The organism is Novosphingobium sp. KA1 (genome assembly GCF_017309955.1).
GTDB lineage: Bacteria > Pseudomonadota > Alphaproteobacteria > Sphingomonadales > Sphingomonadaceae > Novosphingobium.
Genome location: NZ_CP021247.1, coordinates 965761 through 990045 on the forward strand (window position 1 = coordinate 965761; position 24285 = coordinate 990045).

Below are 24285 nucleotides of genomic sequence, written 5' to 3' on the forward strand. Positions count from 1 at the left end.
TTCCTTTTCAAAACCAGATCCGCACCCCGGCGACGAAACTGGTTGTCGTTGGATCTTCGGCGTCGGCGCGGGCGTAACGTGCCGTCTGCCCGGTTTTTGCTTCGTAGGAGACGCCGACATACGGCGCGAACTGGCGCGTCATCTCGTAGCGCAGCCGCAGGCCCAGCTCGGTGCTGCTTAGTCCGGCACCGATGCGATTTTCCGGCACGTCCTGCGCAGCAAGGTTGAGCTCGACACGCGGCTGCACAACCAGCCGCTGCGTCAGGCGCTGATCATAATAGCCTTCAAGGCGGCCGAGCACGTCGCCCTTATCAGACAGGAACGCTGCGCCCTCCACCTCGAACCAATAAGGCGCGAGACCCTCGAAGCCGATGACGGCATAGGTGCGCGACGGGCCTGGCTGGAAGTCGTGCCGGACGCCGGCCTGGAGGTTGAAATAGGGTCCGATCGCGTGGCTGTAGAGCGCTTGCACTTCGGCGGCTTCGATGCCCTTCCGCAGCACGCCTTCGCCCTCCGACTTGACTGTGAGCCGGTTGATGTCGCCGCCAAGCCATGCCTCGCCGTCCCAGCGATAGCCGTCGCGGCCTTTGCGCGCCTGATATTCGGCAAGGTTGAACATCACCGTCGCCATCGTTTGCCCGCCGTTCTCGCGCATCATCATGTCACGGGCATGCGCCATGTCGGCCCCGGCGAACTGGCGATCGGCATAGTGATCCGTCGGCGGGCTGGGTGCAGGCGCGCTGCCGGCGGGCAGATCGGTGCCAACTGGTTCTCCGGAGGACATCGCCGCCATGTCATGGCCAGCATGGTCGGCCGGCATATCCATCCCGGGCATTGCGCCATTGTCCTGCGCGGGTACCGACTGCGCCGGCCCCATCGGCATCCCCATGCCACCCATGTCGTGGCCTTCGTGACCGCTGGGGAGTGGCGCGGGCCTTTCGGGCGCGGCGGAAGCAGGCGTTGCAGCGGGCTGGCGTCTGCCCGGTGCCGGGGTGGCGGGCTTGGGCTTAGGCTCCGGTTTGTCCGCCTGTTTGGCAGGCGTCATGGACATGCCAGACATATCGTGCATCGAATGATCCTGCGCGGCTGCGGGCACGCTGAAGGCAATGATGGCACCTGCGGACAAGAGCGAGGCGAGACGCGTCATGCCGCATCTCCCTTCGGACGTACGCTGACGACGCGCATCATACCCGCGGCCATGTGGTAGAGCAGGTGGCAGTGGAACGCCCAGTCGCCGACCACATCGGCGGTGAAGTCCCAGGTGACGATCCCGCCGGGCTGGACGATCACCGTATGCTTGCGTGGGCCGTGGTCGCCATGACCCGTCACCAGTTCGAAGAAATGGCCATGGATATGGATCGGATGAGCCATCATGCTGTCGTTGATAAGGTTCACCCGCACCCGCTCGCCTTCGATGAAGGGGATCGGTTCATGGACGTCTGACATCTTCTCGCCGTCGAGCGACCACATGAACCGCTCCATGTTGCCAGTCAGGTGGATGTCGATGCTGCGAGACGGCGCACGGACGTCGGGATTGCGCTCCAGCGCCATCAGGTCGCGATAGACCAGCACCTTGTGGCCGACGTCGGTGAGCCCCTGGCCGGGATCGCCGGTGCGATCGACCGGCATGGGCGATATCGTCTGCACCCCTGGACCGCGCTTCACCTGCGGCGCATTGCCGAAGTCGCGCATGCTCATCGAGCCCATGTCATGGCCAGCCATTGCGCCGCCTGACATGTCGCCATGATCCATCCCCGGCATCGCCGAATGGTCCACTGACGAATGATCCATGCCGACCATCGGCGCGGCGACTTCGCTTCCCGGCGTGGCAAGCGCGCGCGAGGCATTCTGCTCGGCGCTGGGATCGACGCCGCGCGGCGCCATGTCGCCGCCCATGTCCATCCCCATGTCCTTCATGGTGGCGAGCGGGCGCGGGCGCAGTGCCGGGATCGGCGCGACCATGCCAGCGCGGGGTGCGAGCGTGGCCCGCGCCATGCCCGAGCGATCGACCGCCTCGCCGACCAGGGTGAAGGCCTTGTCTTCGGTCGGCATGACGATGAGGTCATAGGTCTCCGCGACGCCGATCTGGAACTCGTCGACCCCGACCGGCATCACATTCTGGCCATCAGCCTGGACGATCGTCAGCTTCAGCCCGGGAATGCGCACATTGAAGGTGGTCATCGATGATGCATTGATCACGCGCAGGCGGACGCGCTCGCCCGAGGCGAACAGGGCCGTCCAGTTATCGGCCGGTCCATGTCCATTGACGAGATAGGTGTAGGCCGCTCCGGTCACGTCGGAGATATCGGCCGGGTCCATCCGCATCTTGCCCCACGCGAGACGCTCCTTCTCCTTCTGGTCGCGACCCGAAAGGAGCCCTGACAGCGTCTGGCGCTGAAAGTTGAAATGGCCGGGATTGACCTTCATCCGGCGGAAAATTGCCTCGGGCGACAGCTGGCTGTGGTCCGACAGCACGATCACATGCTCGCGGTCGGACTGGACCGGATCGGCGCCGGCCGGATCGATCACGATCGGGCCATAAAGACCAAGCTGCTCCTGAAACCCCGAATGGCTGTGATACCAGTAAGTGCCGCTCTGGCGCACCGGGAACTCGTAGAGATAGCTGGACCGAGGCTTGATCCCGGGAAAGGAAATGCCGGGCACGCCGTCATGTTCGGGCGGGACCAGCAGGCCGTGCCAGTGGACCGAACTGTCCTCGTCGAGCTCGTTGATGACGTTCAATCGAACCTTCTGGCCCTCGCGCAGCCGGATCAGCGGCGCCGGCACCGTTCCGTTGATCCCGATCGCAGGCGAGCGGTGGCCGTCGATCGTCATCATCTGTCGGGCGATGCGCAGCGTGATGTCGTCGCCAGAGACGGTGGGAAGGCCTTGCGATACCGGCTGCGCCCAGGCAGGCATCCATGCCGCCAGCGCGGCGGTGCCGCCGGCCAGTCCGAGGCCGCGCAGCAAAGTGCGCCGATCGACGGTCGAGAAATCCATGAAATTGCAGTCCCTGTCGCTTGCCTATGGGTGGTTTACGCACGAACGCCTTCAACCCCTCAACATCTCCTCCAGTTTTTTGCGTGCGCGGTAGAGCCGTGTCTCGACAGCCTTGTTGCCGATCCCGAGGATCTCGGCAGTCTCTGCCTGGCTCATGCCTTCAATAGCGCGCAAAACGAGGACCTGCCTGAGGTTTACCGGCAATTCGGTAATCGCCGCCATGGTCCGTTCCAGTTCGCGCCGATCCGCGATCTGGATGTCGCTTGGGGCAGCGGGATCGGCGACGGCATGCGCCTCCTCGATCGGTCGCGCAAAGGTGAAGAAACGCCGCACCGCCCGGCGCCGCGACCAGTCGCGCGCCTTGTTGACCGCGATTCGCCCGATCCAGACGCGGAACGGGCGCGCCTGGTCATAACGATCGAGGGCGGCGAAGGCGGCGATGAAAGTTTGCTGGGTAAGCTCCACCGCTGCGTCACCATCGACAACGAGCCCACGCAGCAGTCGAAACACGCCGTCTCGATGCCGCCGCATCAGTTCCGAATAGGCCGCCTGGCGCCTTCCGAGCGCAAGCGCGGCCAACTCACCGTCCGAGCAGCCCGCGAGATCAACGCTCACCGGTCCTTGGCCGTCAGCGCCTTGACGACTGCGGCATCGAACCTGGCCACCTGATCGGGTTTGAGCACGGCGCGCATGGCAAAGATATGCTCGAGCGTTTCCTTCTGGAGCTGGCCCATAGCCTGATGCGAGCGATCGACCGCCGCGCCGACGGCGGGCCCATAGCCATGTTCGGACTGGATGGCGTCCGCGAGCTCCGCGTTATCTGCGCGTAGCTCTAACTCCAGCGCCTGCTTGCGCAGCGCGAAACGCCGTTCGATCTCTTCCATTCGCGCCTTCTGGCCGCTGTCGAGATCGAGGTCGTGGTGAAGCAACGCGTGCAGTTCATTCTCGACCGGGGTCGGCCATGCGATGAAGGCGCGGCCGATGAGCACGCCAGCGACCGCCGCCAGAAATGCGATGGCGGCGATGAGGAGCAGTCGGCGCGGGTCGTTCATTCCCCGGTCCCAAGCAGCGTCGATGGCGCCAGAGCGGCGGGCGCGCCGAACGGGGCGATCGAAGGCGCGGGTTCGGGATAGCCGGGGATCGTCGCGCCGAGCAGCCCGACAACGAGCGCAAGGCTGGCAGCGATGCCGACCAACGAGCCCGATAGCTGCCGGCCATGCGCGTCCTGCCTGGCGATCCCGTCGAACACGGCGGCCTCTATTCCGGTCAGCCGCGGGTCAACCGGCAAGTCGTGCAGGCGTCGCAATGCAGTATCGACATCCATCATCATCGCTCCATGTGTCTTGCCAGCATACGCAGCCAGGCGTCCGAACCCTCGGCACTATGCATATATTCTGTTGTCGAGGGATAGCAGGTCGGGCTGCGTATTGAACCTTGAACACAGTTGGAGTGGTTCGATGAACAAGACGATGATGCTCTGCGCGCTGACTGCGCTGTCCCTTGGCCTGACTGGCCCTGCCTTTGCGCATCCCAAGCTGGTCAGCAGCACGCCTTCCGCGGCCGCGACGGTGACTGCGCCGCGCCAGGTCACGGTGACCTTCAGCGAGACGTTGATGCCCGCATTGTCGGGCGCCGAGGTCCTTATGACCGGAATGCCAGGCATGAAGGATCATTCGCCGATGAAGATCAACGGCGCAAGGACCAGCGTCGCCACCGACGGCAAGACCTTGCAGATCGCGTTCAACCGACCCCTTGGCGCAGGCAGCTATGCCGTCAACTGGCACGCGGTTTCTGGTGATACCCACCGCGTGACCGGCAGCGTAACCTTCACCGTCCGGTGATGCCCGACTGGCTATTGGTGGCGGTGCGCTGGGGGCTGTATCTCGCCCTCGGCGGGCTATTCGGCCTTCCTGCATTCTCGATCTACGGATCGCCGCGGGTGGCGCGCGCTACGGCCTTGACGCCGCGCTTGCCTGTGATCGCGCTGTCGGGGATCGGCATCGCCTTGAGCGCGGCCGCCATCCTGCTCATGACGGCTGCGATGTCGGGGGTCGGCATCATGGCGATCGATCGCGAAACGCTGACCATGATCCTGACCCAGACCAGCATCGGCTGGGCGTGGATCGCGCGCATCGTCGGCCTGTTCGCTATCCTGCTGCTCGCCCTCCCGGCAAGGCGCTGGACCCACTTTCATAACTGGTGCTCGACCGTGCTGGCTGCGATCGCAGTCGCGAGCCTTGCGTGGACCGGGCATGGTGCAGCCGGCGATGGCGCCCTCGGTACCGCACAGCTCGTCGGTGACATCATCCATCTGCTGGCAGCGTCGGCATGGACCGGCGCGCTTGTCGCGTTCCTGATGCTGATGAGCACCGCCCGCGATTCCGAAGCGCTTGCAGTTGCGCATGCGGCCCTGACGGGCTTCGCCCGCGCGGGCACGATCATCGTCGGCCTGCTGATCGCCACCGGCCTTCTCAACCTCTATATTCTTGTCGGGCCAGACCGCCTGCTGGCGCTCGGCGCGAGCGACTATGGCCGTCTGCTGCTCGCCAAGCTTGCCTTGTTCGGCTTGATGCTGGTGCTGGCGGCCGGTCATCGCTGGCGACTTGCCCCGGCGCTGAGCGACGATCCCGGCCATTCCGCTATCGCCCGCTTGCGAATGAGCCTCTGGCTGGAGTTCTCGGCGGCGCTCGCGATTCTAGCTGCGGTAGCGTACCTCGGGACACTAGCACCGCCAGCTTCGCTTTAGCGTCGATCAGCCGTGCATCAGGCCCAGCGCGATGGCTCCCATCCAGACCGCCATCGCGACCATCATCACATTCTCGGTCAGCGAGACGAAGCCGAGCGGCACCTTGCTCGATCCGCCGACACAGGCACATTTAATCTCGCGCCTGTCGATGTAGACCGCCTTGAACACCGAAACCGCGCCTAACCCGCCGATCACGAGCGCCACGGGTGCGGACAGCCAGGTCAGGACGCCAGCGGTCATCAGCACGCCCGCCGCCCCCTCAGCGAACGGATAGACATAGGAATAAGGCACCCAGCGCCGCGCCAGCAGGTCATAGTTGAGGAACATCGATGAGAAGCGCTCGACGTCCTGCAGCTTGAGCAATGCCAGCACGCACATGCTCAGCGAAATAAACCATTCGGCGGCATGCATCGTGAGCGGCGTGCCATAGATCGAATGGCTCACCGCCAGCGCCATCAGAGCGGTCATCGCAAACACCGCGATCACCGGCGTGTAGCTGGTCGCGTCGGGATCGGGCACCGACTTGCCGAAGAAGCGGCGCAGATCGTCATAGCCGCCGACCCGCCGACCATCGATGAAGGTCTGCGGCGTGGTCTTCACATCATGCTCGGCCTTGAACGCATCGGTCTCGGCGCGGGTCTTGAGCCAGCGGTCATCGACTTCATAGCCCTGGGTCTCGAGCAGATGCTTGGCCTTGAGCCCATAGGGGCAGACATGCTCGGGCATCACCATGCGGTAGAGTGTCGCGCGCTTGGGGGCTTGGTCGGTCATTGCGGGTCCTCTTCGCCTTGCGATTGATCGGTCCCCACCCATATAGATGCCGTACCATAGTACGGAGTCAAGGCATGGAAACGGTGACGATTGGCAAGCTCGCCGCAAAAGGCGGGGTCGGTGTCGAGACCGTGCGCTATTATCAGCGGCGTGGGCTACTGGCCGAGCCGCGGCGCGACGCCGGCATCCGACGCTATGGCGACGACGATCTGCGCCGCTTGCGGTTCATTCGCTCGGCACAGGCGGCCGGCTTCACGCTTGAGGAAATCGGCGAACTGCTTGACCTTGATGCCGTCGACGATCGTATCCGCGCGCGGCAACTTGCAAAAGCCAGGATCGCGGCGATTGATGCGAAGATTGTCGAGATGCAGTCCGCCCGAGCCGCACTCGCCAAGCTTGCAAGCGAATGTGCAAATTCCAGCGTTGGTGCGTGTCCGATCATCGCCGCATTTGAGCACCAAATCTGAACTCTCGCACGGGATATTTTAGAGTAGCAGGTCAACAGCCTCGGCAGACCGGGGCGGTCAAGCCGATGCAGGCCTAATGGCAACTAAGTTGAATCCGGTGCTCTGAAGCCGTCAGTCTGCAATCGGCCAATCCTGGCCATGTACCCATTTGCGTGTTGCAGGGCACGATCAGCGTTGCGCTAGCCTGAGCTCCACGGCGATCGTGCCTACCCGTAGCACTTCGGACCCGTGATCAGTTCGGGTAACCATGCAACGTGAAGTCAATTGCGATGCGCCCGCCGCAAATTGCATGGATTGAGTTCATCGTGATCTCCAATAAGGGAAATCCGAGATGGGATCGCCCCAGTTAAGACTTCCATAAGTCGGATGACACAAATTGAAGAGCGCGAATTCATCGGCCATTCGCTGAAAAGCGATTTCTCCGCTCCAGCCGGGGATTGACCATACGGTGATGTTCGATAGGCGGTTAGCGATCATAAGCGGGGGCTTATCTTGAAGCTGAAGAAATACGCACTCGCCTCGGGCATGCTGATGGCCGCGTGCAGCCTGGCTGGTTGTTCGTCGTCCGCCAGTTCCAGCCAGTTTGGCGAACACGAGGAGGGGGCGGCCGACGCCTCCAGCGACAACCAGGGTGGCGAGTACAGCTCTGCCAATTACTCCGGCAGCGATGACGAGGCCGAAGAGGCCGAAGATGAGCGCGAACCCTTCGATGAAGACGCCGCCCGGGATGCGGCGGAGTCCGAGCTCGCATCTTAGCAGTACGATGGCAGCTACGGCTGCACTGTCGATTGCTCCGGGCACGAGGCCGGCTGGGAGTGGCGCGCTGAGCAAGGCTACGCAGTGGACGGCAAGAGCAACAGCTTTTCAGAAGGCGGGCAGGCGTTCGACGATGCTCTCGAGAACCGCGTGGATGAGATGCGCGACAACTACGAGAACGGCGAAGAGCCGGAATACTGAGCGAGGCGACGGCAAGCCCAGTTTCCGCGACCGAACCGCCGATTGCGAGGGATAAGCATTGACTTTCGAATGTGTTGGAAAATTTATCCCACATTTTCGCGATTCAGCGAAACGTGGGATAAATCACGTAGTGTCAATGCCATGACTAATCCCGACTCGGGCTTCGGCGGGACGCGCGTGCATTGAGGTGTGGGGGCATGAAACGAGTTTCACGCTTGGCGGCGACGCTGGCTATCATCAGCATGGCTACTCCGGGGTTCGCGCAGACACAGTCCCAGCAAGACCGGCTTAACCGGATCGCGCAGTTCGTGGTTACGGCTCCGATGTGCGAGAAGCTCGGCATGACGCTGGATCCTGAGCTAGCCCAGAAGGCAGCCGCAGCAGTCGAGGTAGAGACTGCAGGTTGGGGGATCGAAGCTGAACGGCTTGAGCGCCTGCAAGTCGAAGCCGTAAAACGCCAGGGAGCCATTCTCTCCAGTGATCTGGCGACGGCGTCCAGCAACGCGAAGTCCGAAGCGCAACTGCGGGGCGTAAAGAGCATCCTGTTAGGTTATGGCCAGACATGTATGGCTGCGACGAGAGATCCTATCTTCTCGACCCTGGTGGTCGCCCCGGCTGGGTACTGACCTGCCCCCCGCTGAGTGGCCCAGAGACTATGATAGTCTGGACCACGAAAGGGACGATGAATGCCGAGCAAGAAGCACAAGCCGGAAGAGATTATCGGCAAGCTGCGTGAAGTTGAGATTGTGCTGGCGCAGGGAGCGAGCACGGCTGAAGCCTGCCGCCGGATCGCGGTCAGCGAGCAAACCTATTATCGCTGGCGGAAGGAATATGGCGGCCTGAAGACGGACCAGGCGCGGCGTATGAAGGATCTGGAGAAAGAGAACCAGCGTCTTCGCCGGGCGATTTCGGACCTGACGCTGGACAAGCTGATCCTGCAGGAGGCTGCCAAGGGAAACTTCTGAGCCCTGCGCGGCGGCGGCGCTGCATCGATCATGTACGACGAGAGCTTCCGGTGTCCGAGCGACGGATATGCCGGGTGCTGGGTCAGCATCGATCGACACAACGCAAGGTGCCGCGCGGGGCGGATGACGAACAGGCGCTGACAGAGGATATCATCGCTTTGGCGAAGCAATATGGCCGTTATGGCTATCGCCGGGTGACGGCATTGCTGTGCCATGCGGGATGGACGGTGAACCATAAACGGGTTGAGCGGATCTGGCGGCGTGAGGGGCTGAAGGTTCCGCTGCGTCAGCCAAAGCGGGGACGCCTGTGGCTCAATGACGGTTCATGCATCCGCCTGCGGCCCGAATATCCGGGACATGTCTGGGCCTACGATTTCGTCGAGGGGCGGACGCATGATGGCCGCAAGTTCCGCATCCTCACGATCATCGACGAGGCCAGCAGGGAATGCCTGGCGCTCATCGTTGCACGGCAGCTCAAGCATGAGGATGTTCTGGCGGCCCTGGCCGACCTGTTCATCTCGCGCGGTCCGCCTGCACATATACGGTCCGATAATGGCAGCGAATTTATCGCGACCGCCGTCCAGAAATGGCTGGGCCAGATCGGCGTGAAGACACTCTACATCACACCGGGATCACCATGGGAGAATGGCTATAACGAAAGCTTCAACGGGTCGCTTCGCGACGAACTGCTCAACGGCGAGATCTTCTACAGCCTCGCGGAGGCCAAGGTACTGATCGAGGCATGGCGGCGGCATTACAACACCGTTCGCCCTCACAGCAGCCTGGGCTACCGACCGCCGGCACCAGAAACGGCGACACCGCCATATCCGGCCTCCGGTTCCGCTTCGCTCCACCTCCGTCCGGATATGGCGGTGATGAGCTTAATGCACTAACAAACCAATCGGTCCACTCGGTGGGGGCAGATCAATGTCACCAGGCACTTTATCGACGGTCATTGGAGGCCCACCTGATTTCATCACCACAACATCACCGTGATTGAACTTGTTAGCCATTCGATTTTCCCCTGCAATGATCCCAAAACATGGGAGGTGTTCGTTGCATTTCAAGCCGTTGGACAGCACATGCGTAAGATCGCGCGACAAGATCGCATCAAGCAGTCGTTTCGCTCACCCCACTGATATCGGCCCTTAGCCTGTCGATACTCCAGCGTCCGCAATGATTGCCTTTAGCTGGTCTAGAGTGAGCCAAGGCTTCGCCTTGTGGATCATGCGGTGGCAGTTTGGACAAATCAGTGCCAAGTCATCTTGTGATGTTTCATCACCCTCTTTCATGGCATGCACGGGATTAGTGTGATGAGCCTCGATGAACCCATATCCCCGCACTCCGTAGGTTTTCACGAAGTCAAAGCCGCAGCCTTCGCATTCGAGCTTGCCATGTTTCTTGAGAGCAGATGCCTTCCGCAATTCGACGATCTTTCGGTCACGCTCTAGCCGTTTGTGATAACGATAGCTCACCTTGCCTTCTTTGGCGGTGTAGCTCTGCATGTCGTCAATTTGATCTTCGTCCATGCTGGCTTTCACGCCCTCACGGATGGCTTCGGCTGCAACAGCCAGTTCTTGCTTATTGCCGTAGAACTCCGCCCATATGTCCCTGTCTAGCTCGCTGGCCCCTTTCAGACCTTTTCCGCCTGTCGCGCGACATTCAGGGTGAGAAAGCGCGACAAACAAGATGAGAATCCTGCGTTCCGGGATTGGCGAAGGGCGTAGCCCGTAGCCGATGCCGGAACGCAGGAGGCGCGTTTTGAAGGGTGCCTGTGATGGTCGCGGCGGCCGCTATGCATTGGGTTTTCTTGGGAAGGAGGACCTGGCGTGTGGCGGGCCGACACATCAACGATCATCAGGTGAGACTTTTCATGACCCACAGACGTAACGATCCCGTCGCCCTGGCAGCGGCAAAGGCCGGTTTCAGCCCGGCGACCGGCTATCGGGTGCTGCAGGATGCGCGCCTGCCTTCCCAGCGACAGGCGCCGCGCGGCCGACGGCGCCCTGATCCGCTATCGGGCATTTTCGAGGAGGTTGTCGTGCCGATGCTGGAGGCCGCTCCCGGTCTTCGTCCTGTCGCGATCTTCGAGGAACTGCGCCGCCGGTACCCGGATACCGAGTTCGGCTCACGACGAACCCTGGAGAGGCGTATTCGCGACTGGCGCGCTCTGAACGGCCAGGATCGGGAAGTCATCTTCAGGCAGGTTCATGAGCCGGGGCGGCTCGGCATGTCCGATTTTACGTGCATGAACGATCTGGAGGTCGCCATCGCCGGGGCACCCTTGGACCACTTGCTCTATCACTTCCGCCTGCCTTGCGGCGGCTTTGAACATGGACACGTCATTCTGGGCGGCGAGAGTTTCGTCGCCCTAGCCGAAGGGCTGCAGAATGCGCTCTGGTCTGCCGGCGGAGCGCCCAGGCTCCACCGCACCGACAGCCTGTCGGCCGCCTTCCGCAATCTGGACGCCGATGCGAAGGCCGACCTGACCAGGCGCTATGACGCCCTATGCGCCCATTATGGAATGGAGCCGACGCGCAACAACACAGGCATTGCCCACGAGAACGGTGCGATCGAGAGCGCCCACGGTCATATCAAGGCTGCAGTGAAGGACGCGCTGTTACTGCGCGGAACCACGGACTTCATCGACCTTGCCGCTTATCGCCGCTTCATCGACGAAGTCGTGACCGCAAGGAACCGGCGCCACGGTCCCGGCATCGATGCTGAGCGCAAGGCGCTGCAATCCCTCCCGAACGCAAGGACTACCGATTACGAGGAAGTCCTTGTGACAGTGACGTCCTCGGGCGGCTTCACCCTGCGCAAGGTCTTCTACACGGTCCCCTCGCGCCTGATCGGTCATCGCCTGCGAGTGCGCCTTTACGACGACCGTCTCGATGTCTTCATCGGCGGCACAAGGCTCATGACCCTGCAGCGCGGCCGCGCCGGTGTGAACGGTAAGCACGGCCACGTTGTCGATTATCGCCATGTCATTCATTCCCTGCGCCGCAAGCCGATGGCGCTGCGTGGATTGGTCTATCGTGACAGCCTGTTCCCCCGCGCACCCTACCGCCTCATGTTCGAGCACTTGCTGGAAGCTGTGGGCGAGAAAGAAGCCTGCCGGATCATGGTTGAGCTTCTGGCCATGGCCCACGAGCGCGCCTGTGAGGCGGAGCTCGCCCATATCCTGGAGGAGGACCTGGCAATCCGCAGGACCCCATGCCTGTCGGCACTTCGGGGCCGCTTTAGCCCCGATCCCGCCACTTTGCCCGAAGTTGTGGTCGAGATGGTCTCGCTCTCGATCTACGACGGGCTGATCGAACAGGGAGAAGCGGCATGAGCACGGCTCCCATGATCGACGCACAGCGCCTGGGCCTGATGCTCAATGAACTGCGCTTGCCAACCATCAAGCATATCTGGGGAGATTTTGCGGCCCAGGCGGATAAGGAAGGATGGCCCGCGAGCCGGTTCCTTGCAGCTCTCGCCGAACACGAACTCGCCGAACGCGATCGCCGCCGGATCGGGCGTCATCTGGCTGAAGCCCACCTGCCGGCGGGCAAGACGTTGGACTGCTTTGCCTTCGAGGCCGTGCCGATGATCTCCAAGGCCCAGGTCATGGCCCTGTGCGCCGGCGATGGCTGGCTCGACCAAGGTTCCAATCTCATCCTGTTCGGCCCGCCAGGCGGCGGCAAAAGCCATCTGGCGGCGGCGATCGGCCTAGCATTGGTGGAAAATGGCTGGCGAGCACTGTTCACCCGCACCTCTGACCTCGTCCAACGTCTGCAGGTCGCTCGCCGCGAACTGACGCTGGAATCCGCAATCGCCAAGCTCGACAAGTATCATCTGCTCATTCTTGACGACTTCGCCTACGTCTCACGCGACCAGGCGGAGACCTCCGTCCTCTTCGAACTGATCAGTGCCCGATACGAGCGCAGATCCCTGCTTATCACCGCTAACCAGCCCTTCGGCGAATGGAACCGCGTCTTCCCGGACCCAGCAATGACGCTCGCTGCGGTCGACAGGCTCGTGCATCACGCCACGATCTTCGAGATGAACGTCGAAAGTTATCGCCGGCGCACGGCTCAGGCCCGCCGCACCGGGGCTGGACGTCCTGCCGCTTACACCACTCCAAAAGTCCTCGAGACCATCCGCGACAATCAGGATGAGAACGAGGTCCTTGCCAGCGACAATTAAAATCGGCACTGAATGACGCGCCGCGACAATCACATTCTCATCCTGATTGACGCGCAATCCTCATCCTGTTTGTCGCGCTACATCCGCCCTTGCTCGTAAAAACGGGATCAAGGCTGCGGAAATTCATCATCTTCATGATGACGCCACTTGGATTACGATATGTCTGCAACCCAGCTTCAGTCGCCATCTGACGAAGCAGTGCTGAGACTTCGATTACGTCAGGGTGTCGCACACCAGGGTCGCGGCCATTGTGTTTCACGTAAAGCTCAAGCGCGAGAATGACCTGATCTCGCGTCCATAGCGGGTTCTTTTTGCTCTTCGCCACCTCGGTTGGAACATCATCGATTTCGAACGAGAAACCTAGTTTCTTGAGGGCCGGCACCGCATAGAGATAACCGCCGCTGAAATCCTCAGGTTTCAGCGGTGACGGTGAGCCTGGCAAATAGCTGAAAGCAGCACCTAGTATCGCCTTGCTGTCGTAAGGCTTCCCCTCATGCCAAAGAAGATACTTTTTAGCCTTTCCGAACCCGTATTTGGCAAGAAATGCCTCTCTGCCAATGCTGTCAAACTCGTCGATGGCCTGAAGAACTCCATGACGGGTCACGCTACTCAGCCTGCGCGGAAAATCAGTTGCCATACGCACCTCCCGTCTGGGGAGTAGAGTGGCAACTCTATGAAATCAATTATGCCCCTGGCGCGGCACCAGCTTTCATATTTGCATACATACATTGCAACTTGCGTGCAGCTTGTCGCGGCGATGAACCCGTGCCGCTGCGGTTATCTGTCGGACCCCGCCCTCGCCTGCTCGCGCGTGCCCAAGTGCGCGGCCGACTACCAGAGCAAGGTCTCCGGCCCGCTGCTCGACCGCATCGACCTCCACGTCGAGGTCGACCCGGTGCGCGCGGTGGACCTCGCCCTGCCGCCGCCCAAGGAAGGCAGCGCCGAAGTGGCGCAGCGCGTCGCCCGCGCCCGCGCCGTGCAGACCGCGCGGCTTTCCGGCACCGGCAGGCGCACCAATGCCGAACTCGACGGCGACCTGCTCGAAACCCACGCCACGCCCGATGAACCCGGGCGCAAGCTGCTGATGCAGGCGGCGGAGGCGATGCACCTCTCGGCCCGCGGCTATACGCGCATCCTGCGCGTGGCGCGCACGATCGCCGATCTCGCCGGAAGCGCCGAAGTCGGCCGCGTGCATGTGGCGGAAGCACTCAGCTATCGGCGGCAGCCGCCGAGGGGCTGAAGAAGGGGAAAAACAGGGGAGCAAAGCCCCCCTGCACCCCCGATACCGTCTAGGTCAGGCAGGCCAACTCCGTTGCGCACCCACGGCGGCGTCGGGAGACATATTGGCTGCGCCGCAGGGAGCGCTAGGCGGCGTGGACATTATGCGGGTCTGGGGGATCTCCTGCGTGTATCGAAGGGCCCCAGGACTTCTCTATCTTTCTGCCTCCCCAACTGGCATCGCCCCGACATGACCTCGCAGACCGACCGCACGGCCCTTCTTGCCGGCCTTTCCATCGTTGTCGCACAAAGCTCGATCAACCTCGGCGCGGCCTTCGCCAAGAGCCTGTTCCCGCTGGTCGGCCCCGAAGGCGTCGCCGCGCTACGCACGACGATCTCCGCGCTGATCCTGCTGGCCATCGCCCGTCCGTGGCGCGTGAAATTCACAAGCCGGCAGCTCAAGTGGCTGCTGCTCTACGGGCTGGTGCTCGGCTGCATGAACCTGATGATCTACTGGGCGATCAGGCGCATCCCCATCGGCATCGCCGTCGCCATCGAGATCTGCGGCCCGCTGAGCCTGGTGCTGGCCAGTTCGCGCTCGGTGAAGGATTTCCTGTGGCTGGCGCTGGCGGTGGGCGGCATGGCCCTGCTGATCCCGTGGCAGGGCCATGCCCACGCGCTCGACCCGCTGGGCATCGTGTTCGCACTGGCGGCCGCCGCCTGCTGGGCACTTTATATCCTCTGCGGCCGGCGCGCTTCGCAAGTGGGCGGTTCGGTCGCGGTATCGGTGGGCATGGTGGTCGCCTGCTGCGTCACCGTGCCGTTCGGCCTCGCTTCTGCCCCCGCAAGCCTGCCGCTGCATGCCCTGGCATTGGGCGCCGTTGTCGCGGTGCTGTCGAGCGCATTGCCCTACGTTCTGGAGATGCGGGCGATGGGCCAGCTTTCCAGCCGCATCGTCGGCCTGCTCAGCAGCATGGCCCCGGCGCTGGGCGCCATCGTCGGTTTCCTCGTCCTCGGCGAGCGGCTGAGCATGCTGCAATGGCTGGCGGTCGCGATGATGATCGGTGCCAGCGCGGGCTGCTCGCTGGCCTCGCGCCCGCCGGTTGCACGCCCCCGCGACGACGTGATGGCTTAGGTCGTAAACGCATAAACGGCACCATCGAGGTTTGCGGCAAAATGGCTCAGCGGCAGGAGGGAAGGCGCTGGAATATGTCGATATTTCAAGACTTCCCGACGCAGCGCTGGGCCATTTTGGGCAAATCCCGCAGGGACGCCCAAATGGCTTCCATCTCGAACCGAAGCGGCCTTGGACGGGCAACCAGCCCGCCCGGCGGCAACTTCGGCCCGAGCTGTTCGCCATTTGGGCGCCTCGATGGCGGCGTTTATGCGTTTACGACCTAATCCTCAGCGTCGAGTTGCCTGAGCACTTCGGCCACCACGCGCGGATCGCTGGCGAAACCAAGGTGCGTGCAGCGGATCGCCACCGCCCGGTCCCGCTCACCGGGCCAGCCGCAGGCCGAGCGCGGATGGATCACCCCGTCGCGCGGGCTCCATAGCGCGATCGTCGGGACCGGCGGCTTGGCGGTGAAATCGCAGTCGATCGGCGGCGCGCTGACCGAGTGCCCCGTCACCATCTGATAGGCCCGCCAGGCATTGTTGGCGCGCGGATCGCCCGAAAACGGCGTGCCCATGGTGATGACCTTGGACACGCAATCGGGCTCGCGCCGCGCGATCTCCCGCGCGAAAAGGCCGCCAAGGCTCCAGCCGACCAGCGCGATGGGCCGCTTGTGCTGGCGCGCCAGCGTGCCGACCCGCCGCATCAGGAAGGCGAAGTTCTGCGGGTTCGGCCCGAGATTGAGCCCGAGCCCCCATTCGTGGACCTCATGCCCCGCCTCGGCGAGGGCATCGGCCATCGGCCGCATCCGGTTGGGATGCGCTCCAAAGCCGGGCAGCAGCATGACCGGCTGCGGATGCTGCGCCTTGTCCACGACAATGGGCTTCTTCTTGCCCCGCCCCAACGAAGCCAGTTCGGCGAGGAACAGGCGCAGCGAGGGCTTGCGCACGCCTTCGGGGTGCGGCTCGCGCGCCAGCGCTGCACGGCGCGCGATGGCGCTGCGCATCATGTCGATCTGTCGCGGAGCCGGTTCTTCCACCTTCATCCTCAGCCTTGCGGGCCTCCTTGCACCTTGCGGGCCCCTTGCACTTTAAGGACAGTCCCCGAGACGGGCAGTCGTCATGTGCATCGCCATCTTCATCTCGCCCATCGGCGCGGGGCCGCCGGACATGTTCATGTCCACCGTCACATCCGAGCCCTGGTCGCTCACGGTGCCCGCCAACTGGATCCGGGCGGTTCCCTGATCGGCGGACTTGCACTCCATCTGGGCATCCAGCTTGCCGCCATCAACCTCGAAGCGCGAATAGCTGCATTCGCGGCCCTTGCCGATCCCGTCGAACATGTCGCGGTACCCCTTGTCGGCCTCCGCCTGGGTCAGGCAGAACTGGTTGACCTGTCCTTTCGCCATCATCGTCTTCATCTGCGCCGCCGCTTCGCTGGGCATGCCGGGCACGTCCATCTTCGTGATCTCGACTTTCTGCGTGTACTGGCCGGGCCGGGGGCGCTGCAGCTGCGCCGCCTCCTCCTTCACCTCGTCCATCGTCTTGGGCTCGCCGCTCTTCTGCTCCTTCGAGCCGCACGCCGCCAGCGCGAGTGCCAGCCCCACGATCGAAACTGCTGCCGAAACTGCTGCCATACGCTTCATGGAGTCGAACCCTTTCGCACCTGATCCGGGAGGCGAGGACCTATCATCGCCGCGCCTTTCCCGCGAGCCCCTTCCGGCAGGACATTAGGTCAGACATTGCGGGCTGCTACGATATACCCCATATGTTCTTCCATGGCAGAGCTGATCATCCGCCGGGGCCTCGAGGAACCGGATACCTCGGGCACGTTTGTCCCCCACAAGCCCGCGCGTCCGGACAAGTCGATGCCGGGCCGGCCCTTCAAGGTCGTGTCCGAGTACGAGCCCAACGGTGACCAGCCGACCGCCATCGCCGACCTCGTCACCACGGCGGGCGAGGGCGAGAAGACGCAGGTGCTGCTGGGCGTCACCGGCTCGGGCAAGACCTTCACGATGGCCAAGGTCATCGAGGAACTGCAGCGCCCGGCGCTGATCCTGGCGCCGAACAAGATTCTCGCCGCCCAGCTCTATGCCGAAATGAAGGACTTCTTCCCGGAGAACGCGGTCGAATACTTCGTCTCCTACTACGACTATTACCAGCCCGAGGCCTACGTCGCCCGGTCGGACACCTACATCGAGAAGGAAAGCTCGGTGAACGAGGCGATCGACCGCATGCGCCACTCGGCCACCCGCGCCCTGCTGGAGCGGGACGACGTGATCATCGTCGCCTCGGTCTCGTGCCTCTACGGCATCGGCTCGGTCGAGACTTACTCGGCGATGATCTTCGACCTCAAGACCGGCGACACCCAGGACCAGCGCGAGATCATCAGGAAGCTCGTCGCCCTCCAGTACAAGCGCAACGATGCCGCCTTCACCCGCGGCACCTTCCGCGTGCGCGGGGACAACCTGGAACTGTTTCCCAGCCACCTCGAGGACACCGCCTGGCGCATCTCGTTCTTCGGCGACGAGATTGAGGAGATCGCCGAATTCGATCCGCTCACCGGCAAGAAGGGCTCGGTGCTCGAAAAGGTGCGGGTCTACGCGAATTCGCACTACGTCACGCCCGGGCCGACGATGAAGCAGGCCAGCGAGGCGATCCGCTTCGAACTGACCGAGCGGCTCAAGGAACTCGAAGCCGAAGGCCGCCTGCTCGAAGCCCAGCGGCTGGAGCAGCGCACCAATTTCGACCTCGAGATGATCGCCGCCACCGGCAGTTGCGCGGGGATCGAGAACTATTCGCGCTTCCTCACCGGCCGCCTGCCGGGCGAACCGCCGCCGACCCTGTTCGAATACCTGCCGGACAATGCCCTGCTGTTCGTGGACGAAAGCCACCAGACGGTGCCGCAGATCGGCGCGATGTCGAAAGGCGACCACCGCCGCAAGATCACGCTCGCCGAATACGGCTTCCGCCTGCCGAGCTGCATCGACAACCGCCCGCTGCGTTTCAACGAATGGGACGCGATGCGCCCGCAGACCATCGCCGTCTCGGCCACGCCGGGATCGTGGGAGATGGAGGAGTCCGGCGGCGTCTTTGCCGAGCAGGTGATCCGCCCCACCGGCCTGATCGATCCGCCGGTGGAGATCCGCCCGGTCGAGGACCAGGTGCAGGACTGCATCATGGAGTGCAAGACGGCGGCCGAGCGCGGCTATCGCACCCTCGTCACCACCCTCACCAAGCGCATGGCCGAGGACCTCACCGAGTTCATGCACGAGGCCGGGGTGCGCGTGCGCTACATGCACAGCGACGTCGAGACACTGGAACGCATCGAGCTGATCCGCGACTTGCGCATGGGGGTCTACGACGTGCTGGTGGGCATCAACCTGCTGCGCGAGGGGCTCGACATTCCCGAGTGCGGGCTCGTCTGCATCCTCGATGCCGACAAGGAAGGTTTCCTGCGCAGCGAGACCTCGCTGATCCAGACCATCGGCCGCGCCGCGCGCAACGTCGACGGCCGCGTGATCCTCTATGCCGACCGCATGACCGGATCGATGGAGCGCGCCATCGCCGAGACCGATCGCCGCCGCGCCAAGCAGGAAGAATACAACGCCGAGCACGGCATCACCCCGCAGACGATCAAGCGCCGCATCGCCGACATCGTCGCCGATACCGCCAGCCGCGACGGCGTGCTGATCGACATCGAGACCGACGACGGCGCCAACAACCTCGTCGGCCACAACTTGCGTGCCTATATCGAGGAACTGGAAAAGAAGATGCGCGCCGCCGCCGCCGACCTCGAATTCGAGGAAGCCGGGCGCATCCGCGACGAGATCCGCAAGCTGGAAGCCAGCGAGCTCGGCATCCCGGACGAGCACAGGAAGGCGCCGATCGTCGGGCGCAGCAACGAGGGCAAACCCGGCACCCGCAAGACCCGCTACGGCAAGATGCAGAAGAAATGGGGCAAGTAACCCCCGCCTGAACGTCCCGAAGAAGCCCGCGGGCCTTTGCCGGGTCCCGGCCCTCCTCCTCGAAAAAAAGAGCCCGGGACCTGTTGCCGGGTCCCGGCCCTCCTCCTCGAAAAAAGAGCCCGGGACCTGTTGCCAGGTCCCGGGCTGAGAGTCTCAGGATCGCAAGTACCGATCCCTCGGGTCGCGATGGCATTGTGCATCGACATGTAACCCGCAGCATACCATGAACATGGTAGAGTCCCTTATTTCAGGGATGGATGACGGTACTTGTTAATCGCCGCTTCACCTTACATGATGCGCCGGTGGGCTCATTCAGGGATCACCGCTGTCGCGCCGAGGGGATCGCCGATCTCTTTGCGCGCGCACCTTTCGAGGAAGGGGGCTGGGACGCCGCCCTGAAAGCGCTGGCCGATGCCACCGGATCGACCCGCTCGCAGTTGCTCGCGCTGGGCGAGCGCCACGCCGCCTTCAACTGGGTCACCGATGCCGAGGGCATTCCCGACTACTTCGACGAATTTCTCGCGATCGACGGCTTCAACCCCCAGGTGAACTACCGCGTCGCGGCAACACGCATGCCCTTCGAGGTGACCTGGGAAGATCACTACGACGCGATCCGCAAGGCCCATACCGACGAGGCCTATCTCGACTATGTCCGCCGCAACGATGCCGAGTTCGGCGCGCAGGTCGTGCTCAGCCAGCGTCCCGGCGTGTTTTTCGGCCTCGCCATCCTGCGCGGCCAGGGCGTGGGCCGCAGCAACGAGGCACAGCGCGCCGTCCTGGCCGAGGCGGCCCCCGCGGTTCTCGCCGCCATCCGCATGCAGGACGCCATCGAGCACCAGGGCATCGAATTGCTGCGTGGTTCGCTGGACGCGATCCGCAGCGCCGCGATCCTGCTCGACGGCATCGGCAAGGTCTGCGGCGTCACCGCGGCGGCACAGGCGCTGCTTGGCCCCGATTCCCTGCAGATCCGGGCCGCCACCCTGCATGCGACCCGGCCGGATGTGGACCGCGAACTCCAGGCCCGCATCGGCCGCGCGCTTGCGGGACGGGAGGACGGCGCCGCCGACCTCTGGCTGCGCAGCGCCGACGCCCCGCTGCTGCTCGACGTGCGCAGCCTGCCCCGGCAGGACTGGAGCTTCGGCACCGCCCCGCGCGCCATCGTCACCTTGCGCACGCCGCTGCGGCCGACCGCGCAGCAATCCGCCCACCTTGCCACCGCGCTCGGGCTCACGCTGGCGGAAGGCGAAGTTGTCTCGCTTCTGGTACAGGGCCATTCGCGCCAGGCCGTCGCCAACTTGCGCGGGGTCAGCGTGCAGACCGTCATCAGCCAGTTGCGCACGATCTTCCAGAAATGCGGCGTCAACCGCGAGGCGGTGCTGGTCTCCATGGCGCGCGAGGTGATCGAACTCGCTTCCCGTTGATCCGCCTCGGCACCTTGCCCGGCCGTAGTTTGCACGGTGACGGGAGGGGCGATTACTGTCATGCATCTTGCGCAATCGTCCAGGTGGACTTTGCACTGGATTCGTCGCCCCTTGAAGCCGACTGGCGCAAGCAACGTCAGTCAGAAACGAAGAGGTTGCCATGCGCATCGAGAGTGCCGAGTTTCGCTCCAAAGTCATGTCCGCGGAGGACGCCGCCCGGCTCATCACCAGCGGCTCCACGGTCGGCATGAGCGGCTTCACCGGCTCGGGTTATCCCAAGGCGGTTCCCCTGGCCCTTGCCGCCCAGATCGAGGCCGAACATGCCGCCGGACGCGGCTTCAAGGTCCGCATGTGGACCGGCGCCTCGACCGGGCCGGAACTCGACGGTGCGCTGGCCAAGGCCGACGGCATCGAATTCCGCCTGCCCTACAACTCCGACCCCATCGCCCGCGAACGCATCAACAAGGGCGAGATGAACTACTTCGACATGCACTTGTCGCAGGTCGCGCCGATGGCCTGGCAGGGCTTCCTCGGCGAGCTCGACACCGCCGTGATCGAAGTGGCCGGCATCCGCGCCGACGGCAGCCTGATCCCCTCCTCCTCGGTGGGCAACAACAAGACCTGGCTGGACCGCGCCGAGAAGGTCATCCTCGAAGTGAACGCGTGGCAGAACGAAGCGCTCGAGGGCATGCACGACATCTACTACGGCACCGCCCTGCCGCCCGCGCGCGTACCGATCCCGCTGGTGAAGCCCGATGACCGCATCGGCTCGCCCTATCTCAAGGTCGATCCCGCCAAGGTCGTCGCCGTCGTCGAGACCGACCGGCCCGACCGCAACGCCCCGTTCAGCCCGCCGGACGAGAAGGCCAAGGCGATCGCCGGCCACATCCTCGAATTCCTGAGCCACGAAGTGAAGCTGGGCCGCCTGCCCAAGGCGCTGCTGCCGATCCAGTCGGGCGTGGGCAATATCGCCAACGCCGTGCTGACCGGCCTGGTCGACGCGCCGTTCGACAGCCTGACCTCCTACACCGAAGTCATCCAGGACGGCATGCTGGACCTGCTGGACTCGGGCAAGCTGCGCATGGCGTCGGCCACCGCCTTCTCGCTGAGCCCCGAGGCGGCCGCCCGCGTGAATGCGGACATGGCCCGCTACCGCGACAAGATGATCCTGCGCCCGCAGGAAATCTCCAACCACCCCGAACTGATCCGCCGCCTGGGCTGCATCGCCATGAACGGGCTGATCGAGGCGGACATCTACGGCGCGGTGAACTCCACCCACGTCATGGGCTCGCGCATCCAGAACGGCATCGGCGGCTCGGGCGACTTCGCGCGCAATGCCTATATCTCGATCTTCATGACGCCTTCGACCGCCAAGGGCGGCAAGATCTCGGCCATCGTGCCGCAGGCCAGCCATGTCGATCACATCAACCAGGACGTGCAGGTGATCGTCACCGAGCAGGGCCTGGCCGATCTGCGCGGGCTCAGCCCCAAGGAACGCGCCAAGGTCATCATCGCCAACTGCGCCCACCCGGACTACCGCCCGCTGCTGGAAGACTACTACGCCCGCGCGCTCAAGGGCTCCTACGGCCTGCAGTCGCCCTCGCTGCCGGGCGAGGCGCTGTCGTGGCACCAGCGCTTCATCGAGACGGGCTCGATGCTGCCGTAACTGCTTGAAAATTCGCCACAGGCGAATTTTGCGGCACCGGCCCACTCCCCCACCCTGCCACCCACGAGTGTATCCTGATGGGTGGCAGGGCGGGGGAGTGGGCTGGTGCCGCAAGCTCGTCACGGATGTGACGAGCTTCAAGAAAAAGTGCGGCGCCCATGTCGCATTTTAGGCTCGGAGCCCCTTGCCGTATACTATTTACCCGTTCTAGGTATCGCCCCCATAGGCGCCCCCGTCGCGGGCGCACTCAACAAGGGGTCGACCTTCCCGATGCGCACCGTTTCCCTCGCCTGCCTGGCGCTTTCGCTCGCCCTCGCCGCAGGCCCGGCCGCCACTTACGCGGCCGACAAGCCTGCTCCCGAAGGTAAATCCAGCCAAGGGGAAGAGAAGAAGGACGACAGCCAGCTCGCGCCTTTCCCCGCGGCGAAGTCGATCAAGCAGTCGGCGGTGATCGGCGGCAAGACCGTGAGCTACGTCGCCACGGTCGGTTCGCTGCCGGTGAAGGACGAGAAGGGCAAGACCATCGGCGAGGTGGTCTACACCGCCTACACGGTGCCCGGCGCCCCCGCCAACCGCCCCGTCACGTTCGCCTTCAACGGCGGCCCCGGCGCGGCCTCGGTCTACCTGAACCTCGGCGCTATCGGCCCCAAGCGCGTGCAGTTCGGCGCGCAGGGCGACGCCCCTTCCGACCCGGCGGTGCTGCACGACAATGCCAACTCGTGGCTGGACTTCACCGACCTCGTCTTCATCGACCCGATCGGCACCGGCTTCTCGCGCAGCCGCGTCGATGCCGAGGCGACCAAGAAGGCGTTCTTCACCTCCGAGAACGACATCAAGTACCTCAGCCGCATCGTCTATGACTGGCTGAACACGAACGGCCGCCTGACCAGCCGCAAGTACCTCGCCGGCGAAAGCTACGGCGGCTACCGCGTGCCGCGCCTCGCCTACTATCTCCAGACCCAGATGGGCGTGGGCATCAACGGCATGACGCTGGTCTCGCCCTATCTCGACCCGCCGGCGATCGGCGACGACGACGGCCTCTCGCCGCTGCCCTGGATGCTCAACCTGCCCGCGATGGCCGCCGGTCATCTCGAGCGCGAGGGCAAGCTCAGCGCCGAGGCCATGGCGCCGATCGAGCAGTACCTGAAGACCGAATACGTCGCCGACTTCCTCGCCGGTCCCAAGGACAAGGCCGCGACAGACCGCCTTTCGGCCAGGGTTGCCGAGATCACCGGGCTCGATCCGGCGCTGGTGCGCCGCATGAACGGGCGTGTCGACATCGGCACGTACTTGCGCGAGATTCGCCGCGACCAGGGCCTGGTCGGCTCGGTCTACGATTCGAACTTCACCGCGTTCGACCCGTTCCCGGCCAGCGCCCGCCCGCAATACGGCGACCCGCTGCTGACCACGCTGATCGCGCCCACCACCTCGGCGATGGTCGACTTCGTGACCCGTCAGGTCGGCTGGAAGGTCGATGCGCGCTACAACGCGCTGTCGTTCGAGGTGAACGAGGCCTGGGACCGCGACAACACCGACAACCCGGTGAAGGACCTGCGCCAGGCGATCTCGATCGATCCGAAGATGACCGTCGACATCGTCCACGGCTGGGACGACCTCTCGTGCCCCTATTTCGGCTCGCGCCTGATCATCTCGCAGATGCCCGAGTTCGGCCGCGCGGACCGCGTGAACCTGCACATGTACCCGGGCGGTCACATGTTCTACTCGCGCACCGACAGCGGCGCGGCGCTGCGCCGCGACATCATGGCAAGCTATCGCGCCGGGGCGTGATAAAGCGTTTTCCA

The 24285-nt window shown here is 63.9% G+C and carries 25 protein-coding genes; 14 read left to right on the plus strand and 11 right to left on the minus strand.

Annotation, left to right across the window (positions count from 1 at the left end; translation table 11 throughout):
* Nucleotides 1–7 precede the first annotated feature (7 nt).
* The 5 genes from CA833_RS04865 to CA833_RS04885 are packed head-to-tail and all read right to left on the minus strand — an operon-like array spanning nucleotide 8 to nucleotide 4330.
* On the minus strand, nucleotides 8–1147 hold the full coding sequence (locus CA833_RS04865) for a copper resistance protein B (protein WP_207079399.1): 1140 nt from the start codon (nucleotides 1145–1147) through the stop codon (nucleotides 8–10).
* The gene (locus tag CA833_RS04870) at nucleotides 1144–3000 is read right to left on the minus strand and encodes a copper resistance system multicopper oxidase (RefSeq protein WP_207079400.1); all 1857 of its coding nucleotides are present in this window, start codon (nucleotides 2998–3000) and stop codon (nucleotides 1144–1146) included. Before CA833_RS04870 ends, CA833_RS04865 begins: the two co-directional genes overlap by 4 nt.
* Before the next feature lie 51 nt (nucleotides 3001–3051).
* Nucleotides 3052–3615, minus strand: coding sequence for an RNA polymerase sigma factor (locus CA833_RS04875; protein WP_370584548.1), 564 nt, complete (start codon nucleotides 3613–3615; stop codon nucleotides 3052–3054).
* Complete coding sequence (locus CA833_RS04880; RefSeq protein WP_207079401.1) at nucleotides 3612–4052, minus strand: periplasmic heavy metal sensor; 441 nt, start codon at nucleotides 4050–4052, stop codon at nucleotides 3612–3614. The genes CA833_RS04875 and CA833_RS04880 overlap by 4 nt, the downstream gene beginning before the upstream one ends.
* Entirely contained in the window at nucleotides 4049–4330 is a 282-nt protein-coding gene (locus CA833_RS04885) for a hypothetical protein (RefSeq protein ID WP_207079402.1), read from the minus strand. The genes CA833_RS04880 and CA833_RS04885 overlap by 4 nt, the downstream gene beginning before the upstream one ends.
* A 127-nt stretch (nucleotides 4331–4457) precedes the next feature.
* Here CA833_RS04885 and copC point away from each other — a divergent pair, with 127 nt between their 5' ends.
* Together copC and copD are read left to right on the plus strand one after the other, a co-directional pair.
* Nucleotides 4458–4841 (plus strand): copper homeostasis periplasmic binding protein CopC, encoded by a 384-nt coding sequence (gene copC, locus CA833_RS04890; RefSeq protein WP_207079403.1) that lies wholly within the window; start codon nucleotides 4458–4460, stop codon nucleotides 4839–4841.
* Entirely contained in the window at nucleotides 4841–5746 is a 906-nt protein-coding gene (gene copD, locus CA833_RS04895) for a copper homeostasis membrane protein CopD (protein WP_207079404.1), read from the plus strand. Before copC ends, copD begins: the two co-directional genes overlap by 1 nt.
* A 6-nt stretch (nucleotides 5747–5752) precedes the next feature.
* Here copD and CA833_RS04900 read toward each other — a convergent pair whose 3' ends face one another.
* A complete protein-coding gene (locus tag CA833_RS04900; protein ID WP_207079405.1) occupies nucleotides 5753–6517 on the minus strand; it encodes a glutaredoxin family protein in 765 nt (254 codons plus the stop codon).
* 74 nt (nucleotides 6518–6591) lie between these two features.
* Here CA833_RS04900 and CA833_RS04905 point away from each other — a divergent pair, with 74 nt between their 5' ends.
* The 4 genes from CA833_RS04905 (at nucleotide 6592) to CA833_RS04920 (ending at nucleotide 9799) form a co-directional block, all read left to right on the plus strand.
* Nucleotides 6592–6984: a MerR family transcriptional regulator gene (locus tag CA833_RS04905; RefSeq protein ID WP_207079406.1), complete on the plus strand. Its 393-nt coding sequence runs from the start codon at nucleotides 6592–6594 to the stop codon at nucleotides 6982–6984.
* 492 nt (nucleotides 6985–7476) lie between these two features.
* Complete coding sequence (locus CA833_RS04910) at nucleotides 7477–7740, plus strand: hypothetical protein (RefSeq protein WP_207079407.1); 264 nt, start codon at nucleotides 7477–7479, stop codon at nucleotides 7738–7740.
* 416 nt (nucleotides 7741–8156) lie between these two features.
* Nucleotides 8157–8567, plus strand: a complete 411-nt coding sequence (locus CA833_RS04915; RefSeq protein ID WP_207079408.1) for a hypothetical protein — start codon at nucleotides 8157–8159, stop codon at nucleotides 8565–8567.
* 60 nt (nucleotides 8568–8627) lie between these two features.
* Nucleotides 8628–9799 (plus strand): IS3 family transposase gene (locus tag CA833_RS04920; protein WP_207079409.1). Its coding sequence is split into 2 segments (ribosomal slippage): nucleotides 8628–8892 and nucleotides 8892–9799, totalling 1173 coding nucleotides; the frame shifts between segments, so codons are not numbered across the junction.
* Here the strand turns inward: CA833_RS04920 and CA833_RS27280 are convergent.
* Together CA833_RS27280 and CA833_RS04930 are read right to left on the minus strand one after the other, a co-directional pair.
* Nucleotides 9788–9919, minus strand: a complete 132-nt coding sequence (locus tag CA833_RS27280; protein ID WP_207079410.1) for a DUF2158 domain-containing protein — start codon at nucleotides 9917–9919, stop codon at nucleotides 9788–9790. The two genes, CA833_RS04920 and CA833_RS27280, sit on opposite strands and share 12 nt — an antisense overlap.
* Before the next feature lie 135 nt (nucleotides 9920–10054).
* Complete coding sequence (locus tag CA833_RS04930) at nucleotides 10055–10594, minus strand: HNH endonuclease (RefSeq protein ID WP_207079411.1); 540 nt, start codon at nucleotides 10592–10594, stop codon at nucleotides 10055–10057.
* Between the two features lie 107 nt (nucleotides 10595–10701).
* Here CA833_RS04930 and istA point away from each other — a divergent pair, with 107 nt between their 5' ends.
* Nucleotides 10702–12243: an IS21 family transposase gene (gene istA / locus CA833_RS04935; RefSeq protein ID WP_370584490.1), complete on the plus strand. Its 1542-nt coding sequence runs from the start codon at nucleotides 10702–10704 to the stop codon at nucleotides 12241–12243.
* Nucleotides 12240–13097, plus strand: a complete 858-nt coding sequence (gene istB / locus CA833_RS04940) for an IS21-like element helper ATPase IstB (protein WP_207077822.1) — start codon at nucleotides 12240–12242, stop codon at nucleotides 13095–13097. The genes istA and istB overlap by 4 nt, the downstream gene beginning before the upstream one ends.
* A gap of 37 nt (nucleotides 13098–13134) precedes the next feature.
* On the opposite strand, the gene CA833_RS04945 is transcribed toward istB, so the two are convergent.
* Nucleotides 13135–13734, minus strand: coding sequence for a hypothetical protein (locus tag CA833_RS04945; RefSeq protein ID WP_207079412.1), 600 nt, complete (start codon nucleotides 13732–13734; stop codon nucleotides 13135–13137).
* Nucleotides 13735–13770: 36 nt separating this feature from the next.
* Between CA833_RS04945 and CA833_RS04950 the strand changes: the two genes are divergently transcribed.
* Nucleotides 13771–14337, plus strand: coding sequence for an ATP-binding protein (locus CA833_RS04950; RefSeq protein ID WP_255535873.1), 567 nt, complete (start codon nucleotides 13771–13773; stop codon nucleotides 14335–14337).
* Nucleotides 14338–14565: 228 nt separating this feature from the next.
* Nucleotides 14566–15450 (plus strand): DMT family transporter, encoded by an 885-nt coding sequence (locus CA833_RS04955; protein ID WP_207079413.1) that lies wholly within the window; start codon nucleotides 14566–14568, stop codon nucleotides 15448–15450.
* A gap of 262 nt (nucleotides 15451–15712) precedes the next feature.
* On the opposite strand, the gene CA833_RS04960 is transcribed toward CA833_RS04955, so the two are convergent.
* Together CA833_RS04960 and CA833_RS04965 are read right to left on the minus strand one after the other, a co-directional pair.
* Nucleotides 15713–16474: a serine aminopeptidase domain-containing protein gene (locus CA833_RS04960; protein ID WP_207079414.1), complete on the minus strand. Its 762-nt coding sequence runs from the start codon at nucleotides 16472–16474 to the stop codon at nucleotides 15713–15715.
* 45 nt (nucleotides 16475–16519) lie between these two features.
* Complete coding sequence (locus CA833_RS04965; RefSeq protein ID WP_142637248.1) at nucleotides 16520–17074, minus strand: DUF3617 domain-containing protein; 555 nt, start codon at nucleotides 17072–17074, stop codon at nucleotides 16520–16522.
* A 132-nt stretch (nucleotides 17075–17206) separates the two neighbouring features.
* Here CA833_RS04965 and uvrB point away from each other — a divergent pair, with 132 nt between their 5' ends.
* The 4 genes from uvrB to CA833_RS04985 all read left to right on the plus strand — a co-directional run bounded on the left by uvrB (nucleotide 17207) and on the right by CA833_RS04985 (nucleotide 24271).
* Nucleotides 17207–19396 carry an excinuclease ABC subunit UvrB gene (gene uvrB / locus CA833_RS04970; RefSeq protein ID WP_142637245.1) on the plus strand — a complete coding sequence of 730 codons (2190 nt, stop codon included), beginning with the start codon at nucleotides 17207–17209 and terminating at the stop codon, nucleotides 19394–19396.
* A 257-nt stretch (nucleotides 19397–19653) separates the two neighbouring features.
* Nucleotides 19654–20817: a helix-turn-helix transcriptional regulator gene (locus tag CA833_RS04975; protein WP_242526271.1), complete on the plus strand. Its 1164-nt coding sequence runs from the start codon at nucleotides 19654–19656 to the stop codon at nucleotides 20815–20817.
* Between the two features lie 160 nt (nucleotides 20818–20977).
* The gene (locus CA833_RS04980) at nucleotides 20978–22483 is read left to right on the plus strand and encodes an acetyl-CoA hydrolase/transferase family protein (protein ID WP_207079415.1); all 1506 of its coding nucleotides are present in this window, start codon (nucleotides 20978–20980) and stop codon (nucleotides 22481–22483) included.
* Nucleotides 22484–22753: 270 nt separating this feature from the next.
* On the plus strand, nucleotides 22754–24271 hold the full coding sequence (locus tag CA833_RS04985; protein ID WP_207079416.1) for a S10 family peptidase: 1518 nt from the start codon (nucleotides 22754–22756) through the stop codon (nucleotides 24269–24271).
* Nucleotides 24272–24285 lie beyond the last annotated feature (14 nt).